This is a genomic window from Rhizobium sp. Root483D2, from assembly GCF_001426685.1.
Classification (GTDB): domain Bacteria; phylum Pseudomonadota; class Alphaproteobacteria; order Rhizobiales; family Rhizobiaceae; genus Pararhizobium; species Pararhizobium qamdonense.
In genome coordinates this window covers 55,966-73,485 of record NZ_LMFB01000012.1, presented here as the reverse complement: position 1 = coordinate 73,485, position 17,520 = coordinate 55,966, and the positions used below count along the sequence as shown (strand labels likewise).

Annotated in this window: 18 protein-coding genes; 7 read left to right on the top strand and 11 right to left on the bottom strand. The window is 61.1% G+C overall.

Annotated elements, in window-relative coordinates; all coding sequences use genetic code 11:
- Positions 1–8: 8 nt before the first annotated feature.
- Positions 9–506, bottom strand: a complete 498-nt coding sequence (locus ASD32_RS09810; protein ID WP_060637852.1) for a DUF2244 domain-containing protein — start codon at positions 504–506, stop codon at positions 9–11.
- Positions 507–528: 22 nt separating this feature from the next.
- Here ASD32_RS09810 and nth point away from each other — a divergent pair, with 22 nt between their 5' ends.
- Positions 529–1,293 (top strand): endonuclease III, encoded by a 765-nt coding sequence (nth, locus tag ASD32_RS09805; RefSeq protein WP_060637851.1) that lies wholly within the window; start codon positions 529–531, stop codon positions 1,291–1,293.
- Here the strand turns inward: nth and ASD32_RS09800 are convergent.
- Positions 1,286–1,864: a TetR/AcrR family transcriptional regulator gene (locus ASD32_RS09800; RefSeq protein ID WP_060637850.1), complete on the bottom strand. Its 579-nt coding sequence runs from the start codon at positions 1,862–1,864 to the stop codon at positions 1,286–1,288. The genes nth and ASD32_RS09800 overlap by 8 nt on opposite strands.
- Before the next feature lie 83 nt (positions 1,865–1,947).
- Between ASD32_RS09800 and ASD32_RS09795 the strand changes: the two genes are divergently transcribed.
- Positions 1,948–2,373, top strand: coding sequence for a VOC family protein (locus tag ASD32_RS09795; protein WP_060637849.1), 426 nt, complete (start codon positions 1,948–1,950; stop codon positions 2,371–2,373).
- On the opposite strand, the gene ASD32_RS09790 is transcribed toward ASD32_RS09795, so the two are convergent.
- On the bottom strand, positions 2,374–3,537 hold the full coding sequence (locus tag ASD32_RS09790) for an MFS transporter (protein ID WP_060638144.1): 1,164 nt from the start codon (positions 3,535–3,537) through the stop codon (positions 2,374–2,376).
- A 142-nt stretch (positions 3,538–3,679) separates the two neighbouring features.
- Positions 3,680–4,300, bottom strand: a complete 621-nt coding sequence (locus ASD32_RS09785) for a TetR/AcrR family transcriptional regulator (RefSeq protein WP_060637848.1) — start codon at positions 4,298–4,300, stop codon at positions 3,680–3,682.
- A gap of 139 nt (positions 4,301–4,439) precedes the next feature.
- On the opposite strand from ASD32_RS09785, the gene ASD32_RS09780 reads away from it, so the two are divergent.
- Positions 4,440–5,432 (top strand): adenosine kinase, encoded by a 993-nt coding sequence (locus tag ASD32_RS09780; protein ID WP_060637847.1) that lies wholly within the window; start codon positions 4,440–4,442, stop codon positions 5,430–5,432.
- Positions 5,433–5,451: 19 nt separating this feature from the next.
- On the opposite strand, the gene ASD32_RS09775 is transcribed toward ASD32_RS09780, so the two are convergent.
- Positions 5,452–5,991 carry an SH3 domain-containing protein gene (locus tag ASD32_RS09775; protein ID WP_060637846.1) on the bottom strand — a complete coding sequence of 180 codons (540 nt, stop codon included), beginning with the start codon at positions 5,989–5,991 and terminating at the stop codon, positions 5,452–5,454.
- A 197-nt stretch (positions 5,992–6,188) separates the two neighbouring features.
- Between ASD32_RS09775 and ASD32_RS09770 the strand changes: the two genes are divergently transcribed.
- A complete protein-coding gene (locus ASD32_RS09770) occupies positions 6,189–7,193 on the top strand; it encodes a D-glycerate dehydrogenase (protein WP_060637845.1) in 1,005 nt (334 codons plus the stop codon).
- A gap of 3 nt (positions 7,194–7,196) precedes the next feature.
- Here ASD32_RS09770 and ASD32_RS09765 read toward each other — a convergent pair whose 3' ends face one another.
- Genes ASD32_RS09765 through recF form a run of 3 tightly spaced genes read right to left on the bottom strand, consistent with a single transcriptional unit; the run spans position 7,197 to position 9,562 of the window.
- On the bottom strand, positions 7,197–7,667 hold the full coding sequence (locus ASD32_RS09765; protein ID WP_060637844.1) for a GNAT family N-acetyltransferase: 471 nt from the start codon (positions 7,665–7,667) through the stop codon (positions 7,197–7,199).
- Complete coding sequence (moeB, locus tag ASD32_RS09760; protein WP_060637843.1) at positions 7,664–8,425, bottom strand: molybdopterin-synthase adenylyltransferase MoeB; 762 nt, start codon at positions 8,423–8,425, stop codon at positions 7,664–7,666. The genes ASD32_RS09765 and moeB overlap by 4 nt, the downstream gene beginning before the upstream one ends.
- A gap of 12 nt (positions 8,426–8,437) precedes the next feature.
- A complete protein-coding gene (gene recF, locus ASD32_RS09755) occupies positions 8,438–9,562 on the bottom strand; it encodes a DNA replication/repair protein RecF (protein ID WP_060637842.1) in 1,125 nt (374 codons plus the stop codon).
- Between the two features lie 214 nt (positions 9,563–9,776).
- On the opposite strand from recF, the gene ASD32_RS09750 reads away from it, so the two are divergent.
- The 3 genes from ASD32_RS09750 to ASD32_RS09740 are packed head-to-tail and all read left to right on the top strand — an operon-like array spanning position 9,777 to position 12,980.
- Positions 9,777–10,238 (top strand): MarR family transcriptional regulator, encoded by a 462-nt coding sequence (locus ASD32_RS09750; RefSeq protein WP_060637841.1) that lies wholly within the window; start codon positions 9,777–9,779, stop codon positions 10,236–10,238.
- The gene (locus ASD32_RS09745) at positions 10,231–11,433 is read left to right on the top strand and encodes an HlyD family secretion protein (RefSeq protein ID WP_060637840.1); all 1,203 of its coding nucleotides are present in this window, start codon (positions 10,231–10,233) and stop codon (positions 11,431–11,433) included. The genes ASD32_RS09750 and ASD32_RS09745 overlap by 8 nt, the downstream gene beginning before the upstream one ends.
- Positions 11,434–11,438: 5 nt before the next feature.
- The gene (locus ASD32_RS09740) at positions 11,439–12,980 is read left to right on the top strand and encodes a DHA2 family efflux MFS transporter permease subunit (protein ID WP_060637839.1); all 1,542 of its coding nucleotides are present in this window, start codon (positions 11,439–11,441) and stop codon (positions 12,978–12,980) included.
- A gap of 7 nt (positions 12,981–12,987) precedes the next feature.
- Here ASD32_RS09740 and ASD32_RS09735 read toward each other — a convergent pair whose 3' ends face one another.
- From ASD32_RS09735 to dnaK, 3 genes are all read right to left on the bottom strand, one after another.
- The gene (locus ASD32_RS09735) at positions 12,988–13,707 is read right to left on the bottom strand and encodes a glutathione S-transferase (protein ID WP_060637838.1); all 720 of its coding nucleotides are present in this window, start codon (positions 13,705–13,707) and stop codon (positions 12,988–12,990) included.
- A 125-nt stretch (positions 13,708–13,832) separates the two neighbouring features.
- Positions 13,833–14,960 carry a molecular chaperone DnaJ gene (gene dnaJ / locus ASD32_RS09730; protein WP_060637837.1) on the bottom strand — a complete coding sequence of 376 codons (1,128 nt, stop codon included), beginning with the start codon at positions 14,958–14,960 and terminating at the stop codon, positions 13,833–13,835.
- A gap of 320 nt (positions 14,961–15,280) precedes the next feature.
- On the bottom strand, positions 15,281–17,209 hold the full coding sequence (gene dnaK, locus ASD32_RS09725; protein ID WP_060637836.1) for a molecular chaperone DnaK: 1,929 nt from the start codon (positions 17,207–17,209) through the stop codon (positions 15,281–15,283).
- Between the last annotated feature and the right edge of the window lie 311 nt (positions 17,210–17,520).

Genomic DNA, 17,520 nt, shown 5'->3' with positions numbered 1-17,520 from the left:
GAAGCGCTCTAACGCCGTTTCACGGTAGCCAAGGCGCCGGAAAAGGCGGTGGCGAACGTTTCGCGGTCGTCGCGGTTGAGGAAGGAGCCGATATCGGTGCTGCGCTGCCGGTCGCTGAGCTGCATGGAGACGATGCCGATTTCCTGGTGGCGGGCAATGTTGAAGCGCGTCCAGAAGGGGTTGAACCGGTGTTCGATCATCCGGCCGGCCGGGTTAAATTTGCGCACGCAGACATCAGTGCGGGACACGCGGATTTCTTCGCGGGCACGGGCGGAGCGATAATTCAGCCAGAAAGCGCCAAACAGCAGCAGGAAATCCAGCCCGAAGAAGAAAACGATCGGCCAGGCGCCGATCACGACGAACACGAAAATATGGAGCAGGCTCATCAGCGCTGCGATCAGCAGGAAAACCTTGAAGCCCTTGACCCCCAGCGAACGATAGGGCGTCAGCTCGGCTGCAAAAACCGGCTGGTCCTCGTTCGATATCTCGGCGTTGCCATCGTTCATGGCGAATGACTATAGATGCATCATGAAAAACGTGAAGCCAAAATCCGCGCTCAAACCTGCGAAAGCGAAACCCGCGACAACCGGCCGCGCCAGGTCAAAGCCGAAGACAGCCTATAGCCAAGCGGAAATCGAGGAGATTTTCCGCCGCTTCTCGATCCAGCGGCCCGAGCCGAAGGGCGAGCTGGAACATGTCAATCCGTTCACCCTGGTCGTTGCGGTGGCGCTGTCGGCACAGGCGACGGACGCGGGCGTCAACAAGGCGACGCGGGCGCTTTTTGCCATTGCCGACACGCCGGAAAAAATGGTGGCGCTCGGAGAAGACCAGGTTCGCGACTATATCCGGACGATCGGGCTTTACCGCAACAAGGCGAAGAATGTCATTGCGCTCAGCGAAAAGCTGATCGCCGAATACGGCGGCGAAGTCCCGCGCACCCGCGAAGACCTCATCACCCTGCCCGGCGTTGGCCGCAAGACCGCCAATGTGGTGCTATCGATGGCCTTCGGGCAAGCGACCATGGCGGTCGATACGCATATTTTCCGCATCGCCAACCGGCTCTGTCTGGCACCGGGCAAGACCCCGGACGAAGTCGAACACAAGCTGATGCAGATCATTCCCGATCATTATCTCTATCACGCGCATCATTGGCTGATCCTGCACGGGCGCTATTGCTGCAAGGCCCGCAAACCGGAATGCCAGCGTTGCGTGATTGCCGACATCTGCAAGGCGGCCGAAAAGACCAGCGAGATACCGGCACCGCTGGTCGAACTGCCGGCCCAGATCATTTGACCGCGATCCCGTCAATGAGGGCGGCGATGGCGCTTTCGTAATCCTTGCGCTGCGCACCCGCTTCGATGGCCAATGCTGCGCGGTCGAAGGCGGCGGACAGGAGCTGGGTGAAGACATCCAGCAGCGCCAAATCTTTTCCGCCTGCAGCAAAAAGATCTGACAGGCCCGCCTTCAAACTCCCCTCAGCATGTTCCTGATCGATATCCTGCAGGCTGCGAAGTCCAAGGATGGCGGGGCCATCGAGCAGGAGAAGCCGCGTACGGCCGGGCACTGCCATGGCATCGAAATAGCCGCGCGCGCCGTCAAGTAAAGCGTCTCGCGCGTTGGACGTGTTCTCTGATCCAGCCGCGATCCCCGCACCGACCTGCCGCGCCTCCTCTGCGACGACGGCTGCAAACAGCGCCTTCTTATCCTCGAAGTGATGATAGAGCGCGCCGCGCGTGACGCCGGCAGCGCTGGCGATCTCAGGGGTTGCGGTCTCGGTATAGCCTTTCGCGACGAACAGCGTGCGCGCCGCCGCCATCAGCATCAGCCGCATGCTTTCGGTTCGTTCCTTGTTGGTACGGCGCATTTTCCACCTTTACATACAATCTGTATGTATGTTAATTACAAAAACATACAGACTGTATGATAATTTCACACGGAGGAAAAGAGATGAAAATCACCAATTATTATCCCGTCATCATGACGCGTGACGTTCAGGGGACGGCCGATTTCTACATCCGGAACTTCGGCTTCGAGGCACTGTTCACTGCGGATTGGTACATGCATCTGCAATCGATAGAGAATGCGCATGTGACACTGGCCATTCTCGACGGTACACACACGACGATCCCTGAGAGCGGGCGCAGAACCGTTGGCGGGCTGCTTTTGAATTTCGAGGTCGAGGATCCGGATGCGCTCTATGCTCAGTTCCAGGCCGCCGGCCTGCCGATCCTGAAGGCGATTTGCGACGAGGATTTCGGCCAGCGGCATTTCATCACCGCCGATCCGAACGGCGTTTTAATCGACGTGATCAAACCCATCCCGCCGACGGCGGAATTTGCGGGACAATACGAGGCTTCAGTGCTTCCCGGCTGATCAGCCGGGCTTGCGTTCGCCAAGCGAATAGAGGAGCGCCAGCACCGGCAGAGCAAGACCCATCATCGAGGCCGCCCACCAGCCGCCCTGCGCATAAAGCCAGCCGCCGAGCGCCGAGCCGATGGCGCCACCGGCAAAGAAGGTCGCCATATAGAGCCCGTTCAGGCGGCTGCGATATTCGGAGCCGAGCACGAAGATGGCGCGCTGGCCGAGCACCAGATTGGTGGTGACGCCAAAATCCAGCAGGATGGCGGCGAAGGTGAGAAGACCCAGCCCCAGTACCGAGCCGGACGGCGCGATATGGGTGATGAGGAAGGCCGCAGCCACCGACAGCATCGACAGGCGCGTGGCAAGATAGCTCCAGCCCTTGTCGGCAAGCCGCCCGCTGATCGGCGCGGCGATGGCGCCGGCGGCACCGGCCAAGGCGAACAGGGCGATCTGCCCCTGCGACAGGCCGAATTCCGGCCCCGACAGAAGCAGCGGCGTCGTCGTCCAGAACAGGCTGAAGGCGGCGAACATGAAAGCGTGATAGAGCGACCGGCGGCGCAGGATCGGGGTTGTGGCGACCAGCTGGCCCATCGACGCCAAGAGCGCGCCATAGCTCAATCCCGTCTGCGGAACGCGCGGCGGCAGAGCGCGGGCAAGCACCAAAGCCAGCACCACCAGAACGGCAGCCGAAATGAAGAAGACCATATGCCAAGGCAGGAACTCGGCGATGAAGCTGGAGGCCGGGCGCGCCAGCATGATGCCAACCATCAGGCCGCTCATAACATTGCCGACGGCCTGTCCGCGATGCGCCTCGGGCGTCATATGCGCCGCATAGGGCACGATGATCTGGATGGCGACCGAGCCCAGACCAATGAAGAATGCCGAGGCCAGAAACGGCAGTGGCGTCGAGGCAAGCCCCGCTCCGACCACGGCCACGGTTCCCAGCGCCATCACCGAGAGGATGAGCTTGCGATTTTCAAAGAGATCGCCCAACGGCACGATCAATAGAAGACCGATGCCATAGCCGATCTGCGTCAGCGTCACGATCAATCCGGCAGCGCCCGGCGACAGGCCGAGTGACGCGCTGATCGGGCCGATCAGCGGCTGTGCGTAATAGAGATTGGCAGCGATCAGGCCGCAAGCCGCAGCCAGAAGGAACATCATCGACGATGACATGGCTTTCGGTTCAATGGCCTCGGGCGCGATGGCATTGGGTTCGATAGGGGATTGCGGGGCAATATCAGGCCGGCTTGCAATGCTGGTCACGGTCGTCTCCAAATCCAGTTCCCAAGATCGGCGTCTCAAGACATCAAAATGTTCAAACAAGCAGTCTCATCGCCACATCCGTGACCGCCATCATGTCCGCGCGGCTCCGGCCGGTTTTCCCGACGATGCGCATGCCCTGCAAAAGGCAGAGCAGTGCGCGGGCGGTATCGGCCGCATCGATGCTCGAAGCCACCGATCCATCCGACTGGCCGAGCAGAATGCAATCTTTCATGACGGCTTCATTGGTTGCGTGCGCGACATCGACGCGCTCTGCGGCAACCGGATCGGAGGCGGCCAGTTCCGCAGCGGTCGCAATGACGAGGCAGCCGCGCTGGCCAAGTTCGCCATGGGCGGCATCGGCGTAGAATTGCAGGGCCGCCCTGATCTTGTCGCGCCCAAGCGGAAAGGGCGCAATCGCCGCCGCAAGTTTCGTGCTGCGCAAAACACGATAGCGGTCGAAAGCCGCCAGCAGAATGCCGCGCTTGTCCTTGAACGCCTTGTAGATGCTGCCCGGCGTCAATTGCATGGCATCGGTGAGATCGCTGATCGAGGTGCCGTGATAGCCGCGCGTCGAGAAGATATCGATGGCGCGCTCCAGCGCTGCATCGGTATCAAATGCCCTCGGGCGGCCGCGCGGGCGCTGGACTTCAGGTGTTTCGGCTGCGGTTTCCATGAGCGCTATATAGGAAATGATTATTTCCTATATCAAGTAAAATCTACCTTTGACGGCTCTTTTTCGCTTTCCGCTTCCAAACTTCCACAAATCCGCTATTACCGGACACCGACTGACACACATTCCAGGCGGTTTCCGGATGACAAAATTCGACGTGCTCACGATCGGCAATGCGATTGTGGATATCATTGCGCGCTGCGACGACGCATTCCTTGTCCATAACGGCATCATCAAGAGCGCGATGAACCTGATTGATGCGGATCGGGCTGAACTGCTCTATTCGCGCATGGGACCGGCGCTCGAGGCTTCCGGCGGCAGTGCCGGCAATACGGCGGCCGGCATTGCCAGCCTGGGCGGCCGGGCGGCCTATTTCGGCAAGGTTGCCAATGACCAGCTGGGCGAAATCTTTACCCATGACATCCGCGCCCAGGGCGTGCATTTCGAGACGAAGCCGCTGGAAGATCTTCCGCCGACCGCGCGCTCGATGATCTTCGTCACCGAGGATGGCGAGCGCTCGATGAACACCTATCTGGGTGCCTGCGTCGAGCTTGGCCCCGAAGACGTCGAGCCATCCGTCGTTGCCGAAGCCGCCGTGACCTATTTCGAGGGCTATCTGTGGGATCCGCCACTGGCCAAGGATGCCATTCGCGAATGCGCCCGCATTGCCCATGCGAACGGCCGCGAAGTGGCCATGACCCTGTCCGACAGCTTCTGCGTCCATCGCTACCGCGCGGAATTCCTCGACCTGATGCGATCGGGCACCGTCGATATCGTCTTTGCCAACCGCGCCGAGGCGCTGGCCCTCTATGAAACAGAGGATTTCGAGCAGGCGCTGTCGATGATTTCGCAAGATTGCAAGCTGGCTGCGGTGACGCTGAGCGAGGAAGGTTCAATCGTCGTCAGGGGCGGCGAGCGGGTGAAGGTCGAGGCAACGACGGTTCAAAGCGTTGTTGACACGACAGGTGCCGGCGACCTTTATGCCGCCGGCTTCCTGCATGGCTACACGACGGGACGGACATTGGCCGATTGCGGCAAGCTCGGCAGCCTTGCGGCTGGAATCGTCATCGAGCAGATTGGCCCTCGGCCGATGATCTCGCTGTCTGCAGCGGCGAAGGATGCCGGTCTGCTCTGACCGGCTCTCTCGCGAAACTTTATTTGAACGCTTCGCCCGGATAGGCGCCCCAGATTTCACCCTGTGAAATCCAGCCTTCCGCGCCCTGCGCTTCGGCGCGGCACCATTCGCCGTTGCATTCGCCGACATGCACGACGACGCCCGGTTCGATCCGCGCGACGATGGCGCCGCCCGACTGCGGGTCACGCCGCATGTTGACGAAGACACCCTCGCCCTTGCCGCGCATCCACGGGGCAGCAACGGCCGTCCGGTCGCCCGAGAGTAGCGCCTGGTTGACCCAGCCTTCGGTGCCATCGGCATCGCGGATCTTGCGCCAATTGTCGTATTCCTGGGTCACTTCGACCGGCACGCCTGATCTCAAGTAGCGCCAGGCGACGGCATAATCGACGCTGGGGCCGACACGCAGATTGACGCTCTTGGATTTCAGGCTGACGAAGCGCGGCAGCGGCAGGCCGCTCGCACCCTTGGCCGCCTGGGCAAGGGCCGGTGTTGCCTCGAGGGCAACGAGGGACAGTGTGACTGCGGTGGCGAAAGCGAGCCTGGAAAGGAACTGACGCATGACAAAATCCATTTTCCAAAAAGATTCAGAAACTTGCAGTTAAATCTCTGACCAACCCCGCCGAAGACACGCAAATCGTCTGGGAACATCTCGAGTTTTGTTTGTCTTCCCCACCGGGTCTGGTAGAAAATGGAACTGCAGGGAGAACGATCACTCATCTTGGTTAAAAATCCGTCAACAAGGCGAAGCAGGCAGCAATGACCGCGAAGAAAAAACCCAAGGTCTACATCACCCGCAAACTGCCCGATGTCGTCGAGACACGCATGCGCGAACTGTTTGACGCCGAACTCAACATCGACGACACGCCGCGCACGCAGCCCGAACTCGTGGCGGCGGTGAAGCGGGCGGACGTGCTGGTTCCGACGCTGACCGACCGGATCGATGCGGCACTGATCGAGCAGGCGGGACCACAGCTGAAGCTGATCGCCAGCTTTTCCAATGGCGTCGATCATATCGATGTCGATGCCGCCGCCCGCCAGGGCATTACCGTGACCAACACGCCGAACGTCTTGACCGAAGATACGGCCGATATGACGCTGGCGCTCATTCTCGCCGTGCCGCGCCGCCTCACCGAAGGCTCGCGGATTCTCACCGACCGGAAAGAGGAATGGGCGGGATGGTCGCCGACCTGGATGCTTGGACGCCGGATTTCCGGCAAGCGCATCGGCATTGTCGGCATGGGCCGGATCGGCACCGCCGTTGCCCGCCGCGCGAAAGCCTTTGGTCTGTCGATCCACTATCACAACCGCCACCGCGTCAGCACCGAGACTGAGGAAAAGCTGGAGGCGACCTATTGGGACAGCCTCGACCAGATGCTTGCCCGCGTCGATATCGTCTCGGTCAATTGTCCATCGACCCCTGCGACCTATCACCTGCTCTCCGCGCGGCGCCTGGCGCTGATGCAGCCAACGAGCTACATCGTCAACACGGCGCGCGGCGGCATCGTCGATGAGGTTGCGCTGATCAAATGCCTGCGGGAATGCAAGATCGCCGGCGCCGGGCTTGACGTGTTCGAAAACGAACCGGCGATCAATCCCAAGCTGATCAAGCTTGCCAGCGAAGGCAAGGTGGTGCTTTTACCGCATATGAGCTCGGCGACACTCGAAGGCCGTATCGACATGGGCGACAAGGTGGTGATCAACATCCGCACCTTCTTCGACGGACACCGCCCGCCGGATCGCGTCCTGCCCGGCCGGGGTTAGGCCTCAGAGGGTTTTGCGCATCTCGATGAAGGTCGGATGGGGGAACCCGGGATGACGACCTTCCGCCGTGCGGATAAAGCCCCATTTGGCAAAAATCCGGTGGTTTTCGACAAGTTCGATCCGCGTTTCCAGCCGCAGGCAAGTTAGCTTGCATTGAGCGGCATAGATCTCGGCCGCCTGCAACAACATCCGCCCGGCACCCCGGCCTTGCGCATTCGGGGCGACAGCCAGCTTGCCAATGTAAAGGCAATCGGGCGGTTCCGGCTTGCAGAAGATACAGCCCAGCACTATGCCGTTCTCGACGGCACCATAGGCCTTTTCCACCCTTGCCTTCTGCTTCAGCCCTGCAAGCGTCAGAAGCAAGGCGGAAGACGGCGGATCGATGCGGGGTTGCATATAGGCAAAGGAGGTAAGGATGAGCGCCAGAAGAGCGTCCCAGTCACCGAATGCGTCATCGATCGGCGCGATATTCACCGCGCTTTCCGGCTGTATTTGATCGTCTCGAACCGGGCGGTCAAGCCGTCATACATCAGGAGGCGGCCGACCAGCGGCTCTCCGGCTCCGGTGATGATCTTGATGACTTCCATAGCCTGCAATGTACCGAGAACGCCGGTCAGCGCGCCGACGATGCCGGCCTCTGCGCAGGAGGGCACGACGCCCGGCGGCGGCGGTTCTGGAAAGAGATCGCGATAGCCGGGATTTGGCCGGCCATCGGCCGCTGTCTTCCAAGGCTGCAAGACCGTCAGCGACCCATCGAAGCGGCCGACGGCTGCTGTCACCAGGGTGATCTGCAGGCGCTCCGCCGTATCGGCGGCGAGATAGCGGGTGGTAAAATTGTCGGAGCCATCGACGGCGATGTCATAGCCGGACAACAGCGCCTCCGCATTGGCCACCTCAAGGCGCTCCACATGCCGGACCACGTCCACATGGGGATTGATCCGCCGCAGCGCATCCAGGGCGCTATCGGCCTTGGCCCGGCCGATATCCGGCGTGCCGTGGATGACCTGGCGCTGCAGGTTCGACAGCGACACCGTATCGTCATCGACGATCCCCAGCGTGCCGACGCCGGCGGCAGCGAGATAGTGCAGCACCGGCGCGCCAAGACCGCCGGCGCCGATGACCAGCACGCGCGCGGCCTTTAGCGCCTGCTGCCCGGCTCCACCGATTTCCGGCAGGATGATATGGCGGGCATAGCGCTGGATTTCTTCGGAATTCAAAGGCTGTTTGCTCATGATGTCGAATTCTCACCCGGAAACGGTGCCATTGGCAACCGTGAGATAACGCGCCCGGTCGCCAAGGGCTGAAAACATCGACTGGTCCGTGCCGGTCATGAAAGCCTGGCCGCCGAGATCATCGACCAGATCGAACAGCGCCGCGCGCCTGCCCTCATCAAGATGCGCGGCGATCTCATCCAGCAGCAGCACCGGCGCATGACCGGTCATATTGCCGACCAGGCGGGCATGGGCAAGGATCAGGCCGACGAGAAGCGCCTTCTGCTCGCCGGTCGAGCAGCGCGCGGCCTCCATGTTCTTGGCGCGGTGGCGGATCAAAAGATCGCTGCGATGCGGGCCATCCAGCGTGCGGCCGGCGGCGGCATCGCGGTAGCGGCCTGCCTTCATCATCTCCAGATATTGCTCTTCCAGATCGAAAGCCGGGCGATGCCATTCGCCGTCGAGGAAGCCTGAGAGTGCCAGATCAGCCGCAGGAAAGACGCCACCTTCGTGGTTGCGGTCCACCAGCCCGGCCAAAAGCCCAAGCATTTCCTGCCGGGCGAGCGCCATCGCAATGCCCAGCTCGGCCATTTGCCGTTCCAGCCCGGTCAGCCAGACCGGATCGGGCCGCCCCTCCGACAAGAGCTTGTTGCGGCTGCGCATGGCGCGCTCATAATCGCTGGCGCGGCGGCCGTGTTCGGGGTCAAGCGACAGGACGAGCCGGTCGAGAAAGCGGCGGCGATCGCCTGAACCGCCGGTAAACAGTCCGTCCATGGCCGGCGTCAGCCAGAGTACGCGCAGATGATCGAGCAATTCATCCACCGTCTTTGCCGGTGTACCGTTCAGCCGCAGGCGGCGCGTCTGGCCTTCGTCGGTGCCGGCCGTGCCCGTGCCGATCTCGACGTCGCCATCCATGCCCTCCAGTTCGGCAAAGACCGAAAAGCCGGTTTCAGCACCAACCCGCGCTACATCGGCATAGGCAGCACGGCGCAGGCCACGCCCCGGCGAGAGGAAGGAAACGGCCTCCATCAGATTGGTCTTGCCCGCACCATTCTCGCCGGTCAGCACCACATGGCGTGTGTCGAGATCGAGCGACAGTCCCGCATAGTTGCGGAAATCGCTGAGCTTCAGGCGGGACAGTGAAACCTTGTGCGGCATGGAGAATCCGGTTGCTTTGGGGTGAGAGCTAAGCCGGGAAGGCGCCGATGGCAAGGTGGAACATCGGTAAACGTCACGCACGCGGCCGCGCGCCAGCAGATCACCGAGATGTGACAGGAGAAATGCCGCGGCGCACATATGTCTTATTGCGCAGATGCGAAACCTCACATAAGATAGCTTATCTTATGCATGCTAATGATATGGCATTCACGAAATGAACCTCACCCCGACTTTGGGCTTTCTGCTTCACGATGTTGCCCGGCTGCTGCGCAAGCGCTTCGAGCAGCGTGCGAAACATATGGGCCTGACGCGCTCGCAATGGCAGACGATCGCCTACCTGGCGCGCAACGAAGGCATCCATCAAAGCGGCCTTGCCGAACTGTTGGAAATCGAGCCGATCACCCTGATGCGCGTGCTCGACAAGCTTGCCGAGCGCGGCTTTATCGAGCGCCGGCGCCACGAGACGGACCGGCGCATCCAGCTTCTCTACACGACCGAACGGGCGCGCGGGCTGTTGTCCGACATGCGCGCTATCGGCGACGCGACGCGCTTTGAAGCGCTTGAAGGCATTCCCGACGAGGATCGTGAAAAACTCGTCGCCATTCTCGACCTGATGAAATCCAACCTCCTGCAGGCCTGCCGCGCGCCGGCCGACAAAGAAACGCACCATGGCTGACTCCCTTCGCATACCCGCCAATGCCAATGTCACCGCCCTCGAACCCTCCGGCCCCGCGACGGCCGAGGCAAAGATCGACACCGCTCCTCCGGCGCTGGCCGAGCCCCTGCCCGCTGAAGGCACCGCTCGCCGCCGCCGCAGCCTGAAGCGGCCGATCCTGTTTGCGCTGCTGCCGGTCGCCCTTGTTGCCGGCGGTTATTTCTACGTGACCGGCGGCCAGATCATGGAAACCGACAATGCCTATCTGCAGGCGGATATGGCCGGTGTTTCGACCGACGTCGCAGGCACGGTTGCCAGCGTCAATGTGCACGAGAATGAGGAGGTCAAGGCCGGACAGGTGCTGTTCCAGCTGAAGCCGGATTCGTTCCGCATCGCCCTCGAAGGGGCGCAGGCGAAGCTTGCCGCTTCCCGCAACGAACTGTTGAACCTCAAGGCGAGCTATGCCCAGACATTGGCGCAGATTGCCCAGGTCGAAGCCGATATTCCCTATTACCAGACCGCGTTTGACCGGCAGCAGACCCTGATTACCAATGCCGCGGCCTCGCATGCGACTTATGACCAGGCCAAGCACGATCTGGACGCCGCCAAGCAGAAGGTGGCGGTTGCCAAGGCCCAGGCCGAAACGACGCTGGCGCAGCTGGGTGGCGACACCAGCCAGCCGATCGAGCAGAACCCGCTTTATCTGGAGGCCAAATCCGCCGTCGATGACGCGCAGCGCCAGTTGGACGATACGACGGTGCGCGCGCCTTTCGATGGCGTCGTCACCAATGTCAACGCCTTGCAGCCCGGCAGCTATCTGGAGGCGGCGCAGCAGGCCTTCTCGCTGGTCTCCACCCAGAACATGTGGATCGCGGCCAATCCGAAGGAAACCGAGCTTACCTATGTAAAGCCGGGGCAGTCGGTGACCATTACCGTCGATACCTATCCGGGTGTCGAATGGAAGGGCAAGGTGGCAAGCGTCAGCCCCGCCTCCGGTGCCAGCTTCGCGCTGCTTCCAGCACAGAACACGTCGGGCAACTGGGTGAAGGTGGTGCAGCGCATCCCAATGCGCGTCACGATCGACGAGACCGCAGGCAAGCCGCCGTTGCGCGTCGGCATGAGCACGCTGGTTGCCGTCGATACCGGCCACGCGCGCGGCCTGCCGGACATGATCCAGAAACTTCTCGGCCATTCGACCGCGCACGCCCAAGAGTAAAGGTCATGAGCAGCATCGCCTCTGCCGCCACGACGCCCGTTGCCAATCGCGGCGCCATTACTGCCTGCATCATCCTTGCGGTGATCATGCAGGCGCTCGACACGACAATCGCCAATGTGGCGCTGCCCTATATTCAAGGGAGCGTTGCGGCAAGCGCCGACCAGATCAACTGGGTGTTGACCTCCTATATCGTCGCCGCCGCGATCATGACGCCGCCATCAGGGTTTCTGGCGGCGAAGTTCGGCCGCAAGCGGGTTCTTTTGGTGGCGATCGTCGGCTTCGTAGCGGCCTCGGTTTTATGCGGTCTTGCGCAATCGCTGCCGCAGATCGTCGGCTTCCGGCTGCTGCAGGGCCTGTTTGGCGCAGCGCTCGTTCCCCTGTCACAGGGCATCCTGCTCGACATCTATTCGACCGAGGAGCGCGGATCGGCCATGGCCCTGTTCGGAGTTTCGGTCATGGTCGGCCCGGTACTCGGCCCCGTCATCGGCGGCTGGCTGACGGAAAATATCAGCTGGCGCTGGGTGTTCTACATCAACGTACCGATCGGCGCGCTCGCTTTTGCCGGCATCAGCGTCTTCGTCAAGGAAACGAAGCTGGACACGCAGGCAAAGCTCGACTGGTTCGGCTTCGGCATGCTCAGCCTTGGTATTGCCTCGCTGCAGCTGTTTCTCGACCGTGGCGGCCAGCTCGACTGGTTTTCCTCCGGCGAAATCCTGATCGAGGCTATCGTCTGCGCCAGCGCCTTCTATCTTCTGGTCATCCACACGCTGACGACGAAAAAATCCTTCATCAATCCGCGCCTGTTCCTCGATCAGAATTTTGCCGTCAGCATGCTGTTCATCTTCGTCGTCGGCGTCACCTATCTGGCCTCGCTGGCGCTGATGACGCCTTATCTGCAGTCGTTGATGGGCTATCCCGTGGTGACCGCCGGAATCGTCATGGGGCCACGCGGTCTGGGCACGATGGTCTGCATGTTCGTGGTTGGCCGCCTGATCGGCAAGGTCGATACCCGCATCCTCTTGTTCATCGGGCTCGCGATCACCGCCTGGGCGATGTATGACATGATCGGCTGGACGCCGGATGTGTCGCAATGGACGATCATCTCCGTCGGCTTCATCCAGGGCGCCGGTCTCGGCTTCCTGTTCGTGCCGCTGACGACGATCGCCTTTGCGACGCTGCCGGCCGAAATGCGCGGCGACGGGACAGGGCTCTACAATCTCTCGCGCAATATCGGCTCCAGCGTCGGCATCGCCGTCGTCTCGGCCTTGCTGATTGAAAACACCCAGATCAACCATGCCTCGATCGCAGCCTATGTGACACCATTCAACCATGCCTTCCAGGCACCGGCTGCCGCAGGGCTCGATCCGATGACGGCGGTGGGGCGTGCCTCGCTCGACAGCATCATCACGCTGCAGGCGACGATCATCGCCTATATGGATGACTTCAAGCTGCTGATGATCATGTCGCTGGCGGTGATGCCGCTGGTCCTCTTGCTGCGCAAGCCAAAGGCTCCGCCGGCAATAGACCACAGCGCCGTCATGGAATAGTCCGGGCTTACGATGCGTCGAGTTCAGGATAGTAGCGGAAAATCCCCTGCTCGTTGAACGCAAGGCGGCGTTCCGAGGCGAGATAGGCCTTGATCCGTGGCAGGTCCCGAACCTGAGCATTAAGCGCAACGAGAAGCGGATATTCCGGCTCTGCCGCAGCCATCGTGTTTGGGAAGGCGTAACGCAGCCCCTCGACAAGATGAAACAGCGACAGATCAACATAGCTGAGCGCATGACACAGAGCGTGGACCTGTCCCTGGCCGTTCTTCGCCAGCTGTTTTTCGAAATAGCTTAGAAATTTCGGCAGCCGTTCGCCGCGAAAATCCTCCGCGCGCCGCAGTGCTTCGTCCTTCTGGTCCTCAAAGTAGAGCGACACGCCGATCGGATGATGGACGTCGTGGACTTCGGCGACAAAATCGGTGATGCCAAGCTGTAGCCCGTTGGCGGTTATCCGCCCCGCTTCATCGTCCGGCGCAAGGCCGAGCCGGTTTCCCAGATACAGCAGGATATTGGCGGCGTGCGAGATGACGAGGTCGCCATCCTTCAGGAAGGGCGGGGCAAACGGCGTGAAGCCCGACGTCTTGGTCTTCATCATCGCCATCATGCGCGCCATGCCGCCATCGGTGCGGGCGACATCGACATAATCGGCACCGGCCTGTTCCAGCGCCAGACGCGCGAATTCACCCCGGCCGGGGATGCCGTCCCAATAATAGAGCTCGTAGGTCATTGGCATTCCTCCTGAAAGCGAATTGCTATTTGATGCTTCAGGCCAACGAAAAAGGCCGGACGCATCGCTGCCTCCGGCCTGGATATATTGCAGATCGTCCGTTCGGCCAGCTGCCGGTTCGACGATTACTCGATATCGAAGAAATCCTTCATGCGGGAGAAGAAGCCCGCCGATTCCGGATTGTTTTCCTTCGAGGACAGCTCATCAAACTCGCGCAGCAGCTCGCGCTGGCGCTTGGTCAGGTTCTGCGGTGTTTCGATCTGGATCTGGATGTAGAGATCGCCGATCTGGCTGGAGCGCAGCACCGGCATGCCCTTGCCCTTCAAGCGAAACTGTTTGCCGGCTTGCGTACCTTCCGGCACCGAGACCCGCGACTTGGTGCTGTCGAGCGTCGCCACATCGAACTTGCCGCCGAGTGCTGCCGTCGTCATCGAGATCGGCACGCTGCAATAGAGATCGGCGCCATCGCGCTGGTAAAACTCATGCGGCTTGACCGACAGGAAGATATAGAGATCGCCCGCTGGCCCGCCGCGCAGACCGGCTTCGCCCTCGCCGGACAGGCGGATGCGCGTGCCGTCTTCAATGCCGGCCGGGATATTGACCGAGAGCGAACGCTCTTCGGTGATGCGGCCCTGGCCGTGGCACTTGCCGCAGGGATCGGCGATGGTCTGGCCCCGGCCCTGACAGGTGGGGCAGGTGCGCTCGATCGAGAAAAACCCTTGGGCGGCGCGGACGCGGCCGGAGCCCTGGCAGGTGGCGCAGGTGGTCGGCTTGGTGCCGGGCTTGGCGCCGGAGCCGGTGCAGACATCGCAGGTGATGGAGGTCGGTACGCGGATCTGTGCCGTCTTGCCGGCATAGGCCTCTTCCAGCGAGATTTCCATATTGTAGCGCAGATCGGCGCCGCGCTCACGGCCACCGGACGAACGCCGCTGGCGGCCGCCGCCCATCATCTCGCCAAAGATGTCTTCGAAAATATCGGAGAAGCCTCCGGCGCCACCGCCCATACCGCCGCCGCCGCCCATGCCGCCCTGCTCGAATGCCGCATGGCCATACCGGTCATAGGCCGCACGCTTCTGTGGGTCTTTCAGCACTTCATAGGCGAGGCTGATCTCCTTGAACGTCTTTTCAGCTTCCGCATCACCAGGGTTTTTGTCCGGGTGATACTTCATTGCGAGTTTGCGGAAAGCGCTCTTGAGCTCTTTCTCGTCTGCTGTTTTCGCAACGCCGAGCGTTTCGTAGAGATCACGTTTCATACTTGCAGATTGTCCTGTTGAATAGGCGCGTCAAAACCGGCTGCCCGGCGGTCGCCAAATTTCCTTGCAACAGGATTTAGTAAACCTTCAAGCGCGATACCATAGGCAATACACCATCCCGGCCGTTTTTTGTCGGAAAAGCACAGAATCAAGGTGCTTTACCTTGGGCTTTTGCCGCACAGCAACACCGCCTAAGGCCGATCACGGCATGAAGCTTCCGCTCGCATGGTCCGCCGTCACTGTTGCGGCTGATAGACGCTGGCAACAAAAAACCCGGAACCTTGCGGCTCCGGGTTGATGATGGGCTTACGGAAGAAGACTTATGCGGACTTCTTGCGGTCGTCCTCGTCTTTGACTTCTTCATAGTCGGCATCGACGATGTCGCTATCGCTGTCGCGGGCGGCATCGGCCTGCGCGTCGGCATTGGCCGCTTCGGTCTGCTGCGATTCATACATCGCCTGGCCAAGCTTCATCGAGGCTTCGAGAAGCGTCTGGGTCTTGGTCTTGATGTCTTCAGCATCCGGTTCGGACGCTTCGACAGCGGTCTTCAGCGAAGCGATTGCGTCGGAGATCGCGGTGCGCTCGGCTTCCGTGACCTTGTCACCGAATTCCTTCAGCGACTTTTCCGACGAATGGATCAGGCTTTCGGCCTGGTTCTTCGCTTCGACACCTTCACGGCGCTTCTTGTCGTTTTCGGCATTGGCCTCGGCATCCTTGACCATCTTCTCGATATCCGCGTCAGACAGACCGCCCGATGCCTGGATCCGGATCTGATGTTCCTTGCCAGTGCCCTTGTCCTTGGCCGAAACCTGAACGATGCCGTTCGCGTCGATATCGAAGGTGACTTCGATCTGCGGAACGCCACGCGGGGCCGGCGGAATGCCGACCAGGTCGAACTGGCCCAGCAGCTTGTTGTCCTGGGCCATTTCGCGCTCGCCCTGCGAAACGCGGATGGTCACGGCATTCTGGCTGTCTTCGGCCGTCGAGAAGGTCTGCGACTTCTTTGTCGGGATCGTCGTGTTACGCTCGATCAGGCGGGTGAACACGCCACCCAGAGTTTCGATGCCCAGCGACAGCGGCGTCACGTCGAGGAGCAGAACGTCCTTGACGTCGCCCTGCAGCACGCCGGCCTGAATGGCAGCGCCCATGGCAACCACTTCATCCGGGTTGACGCCCTTGTGCGGCTCCTTGCCGAACAGCTGCTTGACGACTTCCTGGACCTTCGGCATGCGGCTCATGCCGCCGACCAGAACGACTTCGTCGATCTCGGCTGCGGTAACGCCGGCATCCTTCAAGGCTGCCTTGCACGGAGCAACGGTGCGCTGAACCAGCTCGTCCACCAGGCTTTCGAACTTGGCGCGCGACAGTTTCATGGTCAGGTGCTTCGGACCGGTCGCATCCGCCGTGATGAACGGCAGGTTGATTTCGGTCTGCTGCGAGGACGACAGTTCGATCTTCGCCTTTTCGGCAGCTTCCTTGAGGCGCTGCAGAGCGAGCTTGTCGTTCTTCAGGTCGATGCCCTGGTCCTTCTTGAACTCGGCTGCGAGATATTCGACGAGACGCATGTCGAAGTCTTCACCGCCGAGGAAGGTGTCGCCGTTGGTCGACTTCACTTCGAAGACGCCGTCGCCGATCTCCAGAACGGAAATATCGAACGTACCACCACCCAAGTCGTAAACGGCGATGGTCTTGCCGTCCTTCTTGTCGAGGCCGTAGGCGAGGGCTGCTGCGGTCGGCTCGTTGATGATGCGCAGAACTTCGAGACCGGCAATGCGGCCGGCATCCTTGGTTGCCTGGCGCTGCGCGTCATTGAAGTAAGCGGGAACGGTGATGACGGCCTGCGTGACCTTTTCACCGAGATAGGATTCTGCGGTTTCCTTCATCTTCTGAAGGATCATGGCGGAGATCTGCGAGGGGGAATAACCCTTGCCCTGCGCTTCGACCCATGCATCGCCATTGTCGCCCTTGACGATCTTGTAAGGGACGAGGGCCTTGTCCTTTTCGACGAGCTTGTCGTCGTACCGGCGGCCGATCAGGCGCTTGACGGCAAACAGCGTGTTTTCCGGATTGGTGACGGCCTGGCGCTTGGCCGGCTGGCCCGCCAGACGCTCGCCATCATCGTTGAATGCAATGATCGACGGCGTGGTGCGTGCACCTTCCGCATTCTCAATGACCTTCGCGTCCTTGCCGTCCATGACGGAGACGCAGGAGTTGGTCGTTCCCAAGTCGATACCGATTACTTTAGCCATGTCGTTCTCTCCTTGCAGCGGACTGTCAGAACCCGGTCAGGCATTCATGCGACAGCCCCTAACGGGATGGTCTGTGGAATATTCGCGGCGAATAGCCACGGTGATGGGGCGTATATAAGGAGCAGTGTTTCGGACTGCAAGGCATCTGAACGCCACGAAGCCGAGGAAATCAACGACTATTATGACGAGCATCACGCGTCGTTACCGAAATCAGCAACCCTACTTATCCAGGCGCTTAAGGTCCTCGCTCCGGAACAGCGGGGACGTCCAGTAGACAGGGCGTTGCCGGCGTGATCGTCTGCCGCAGAAAA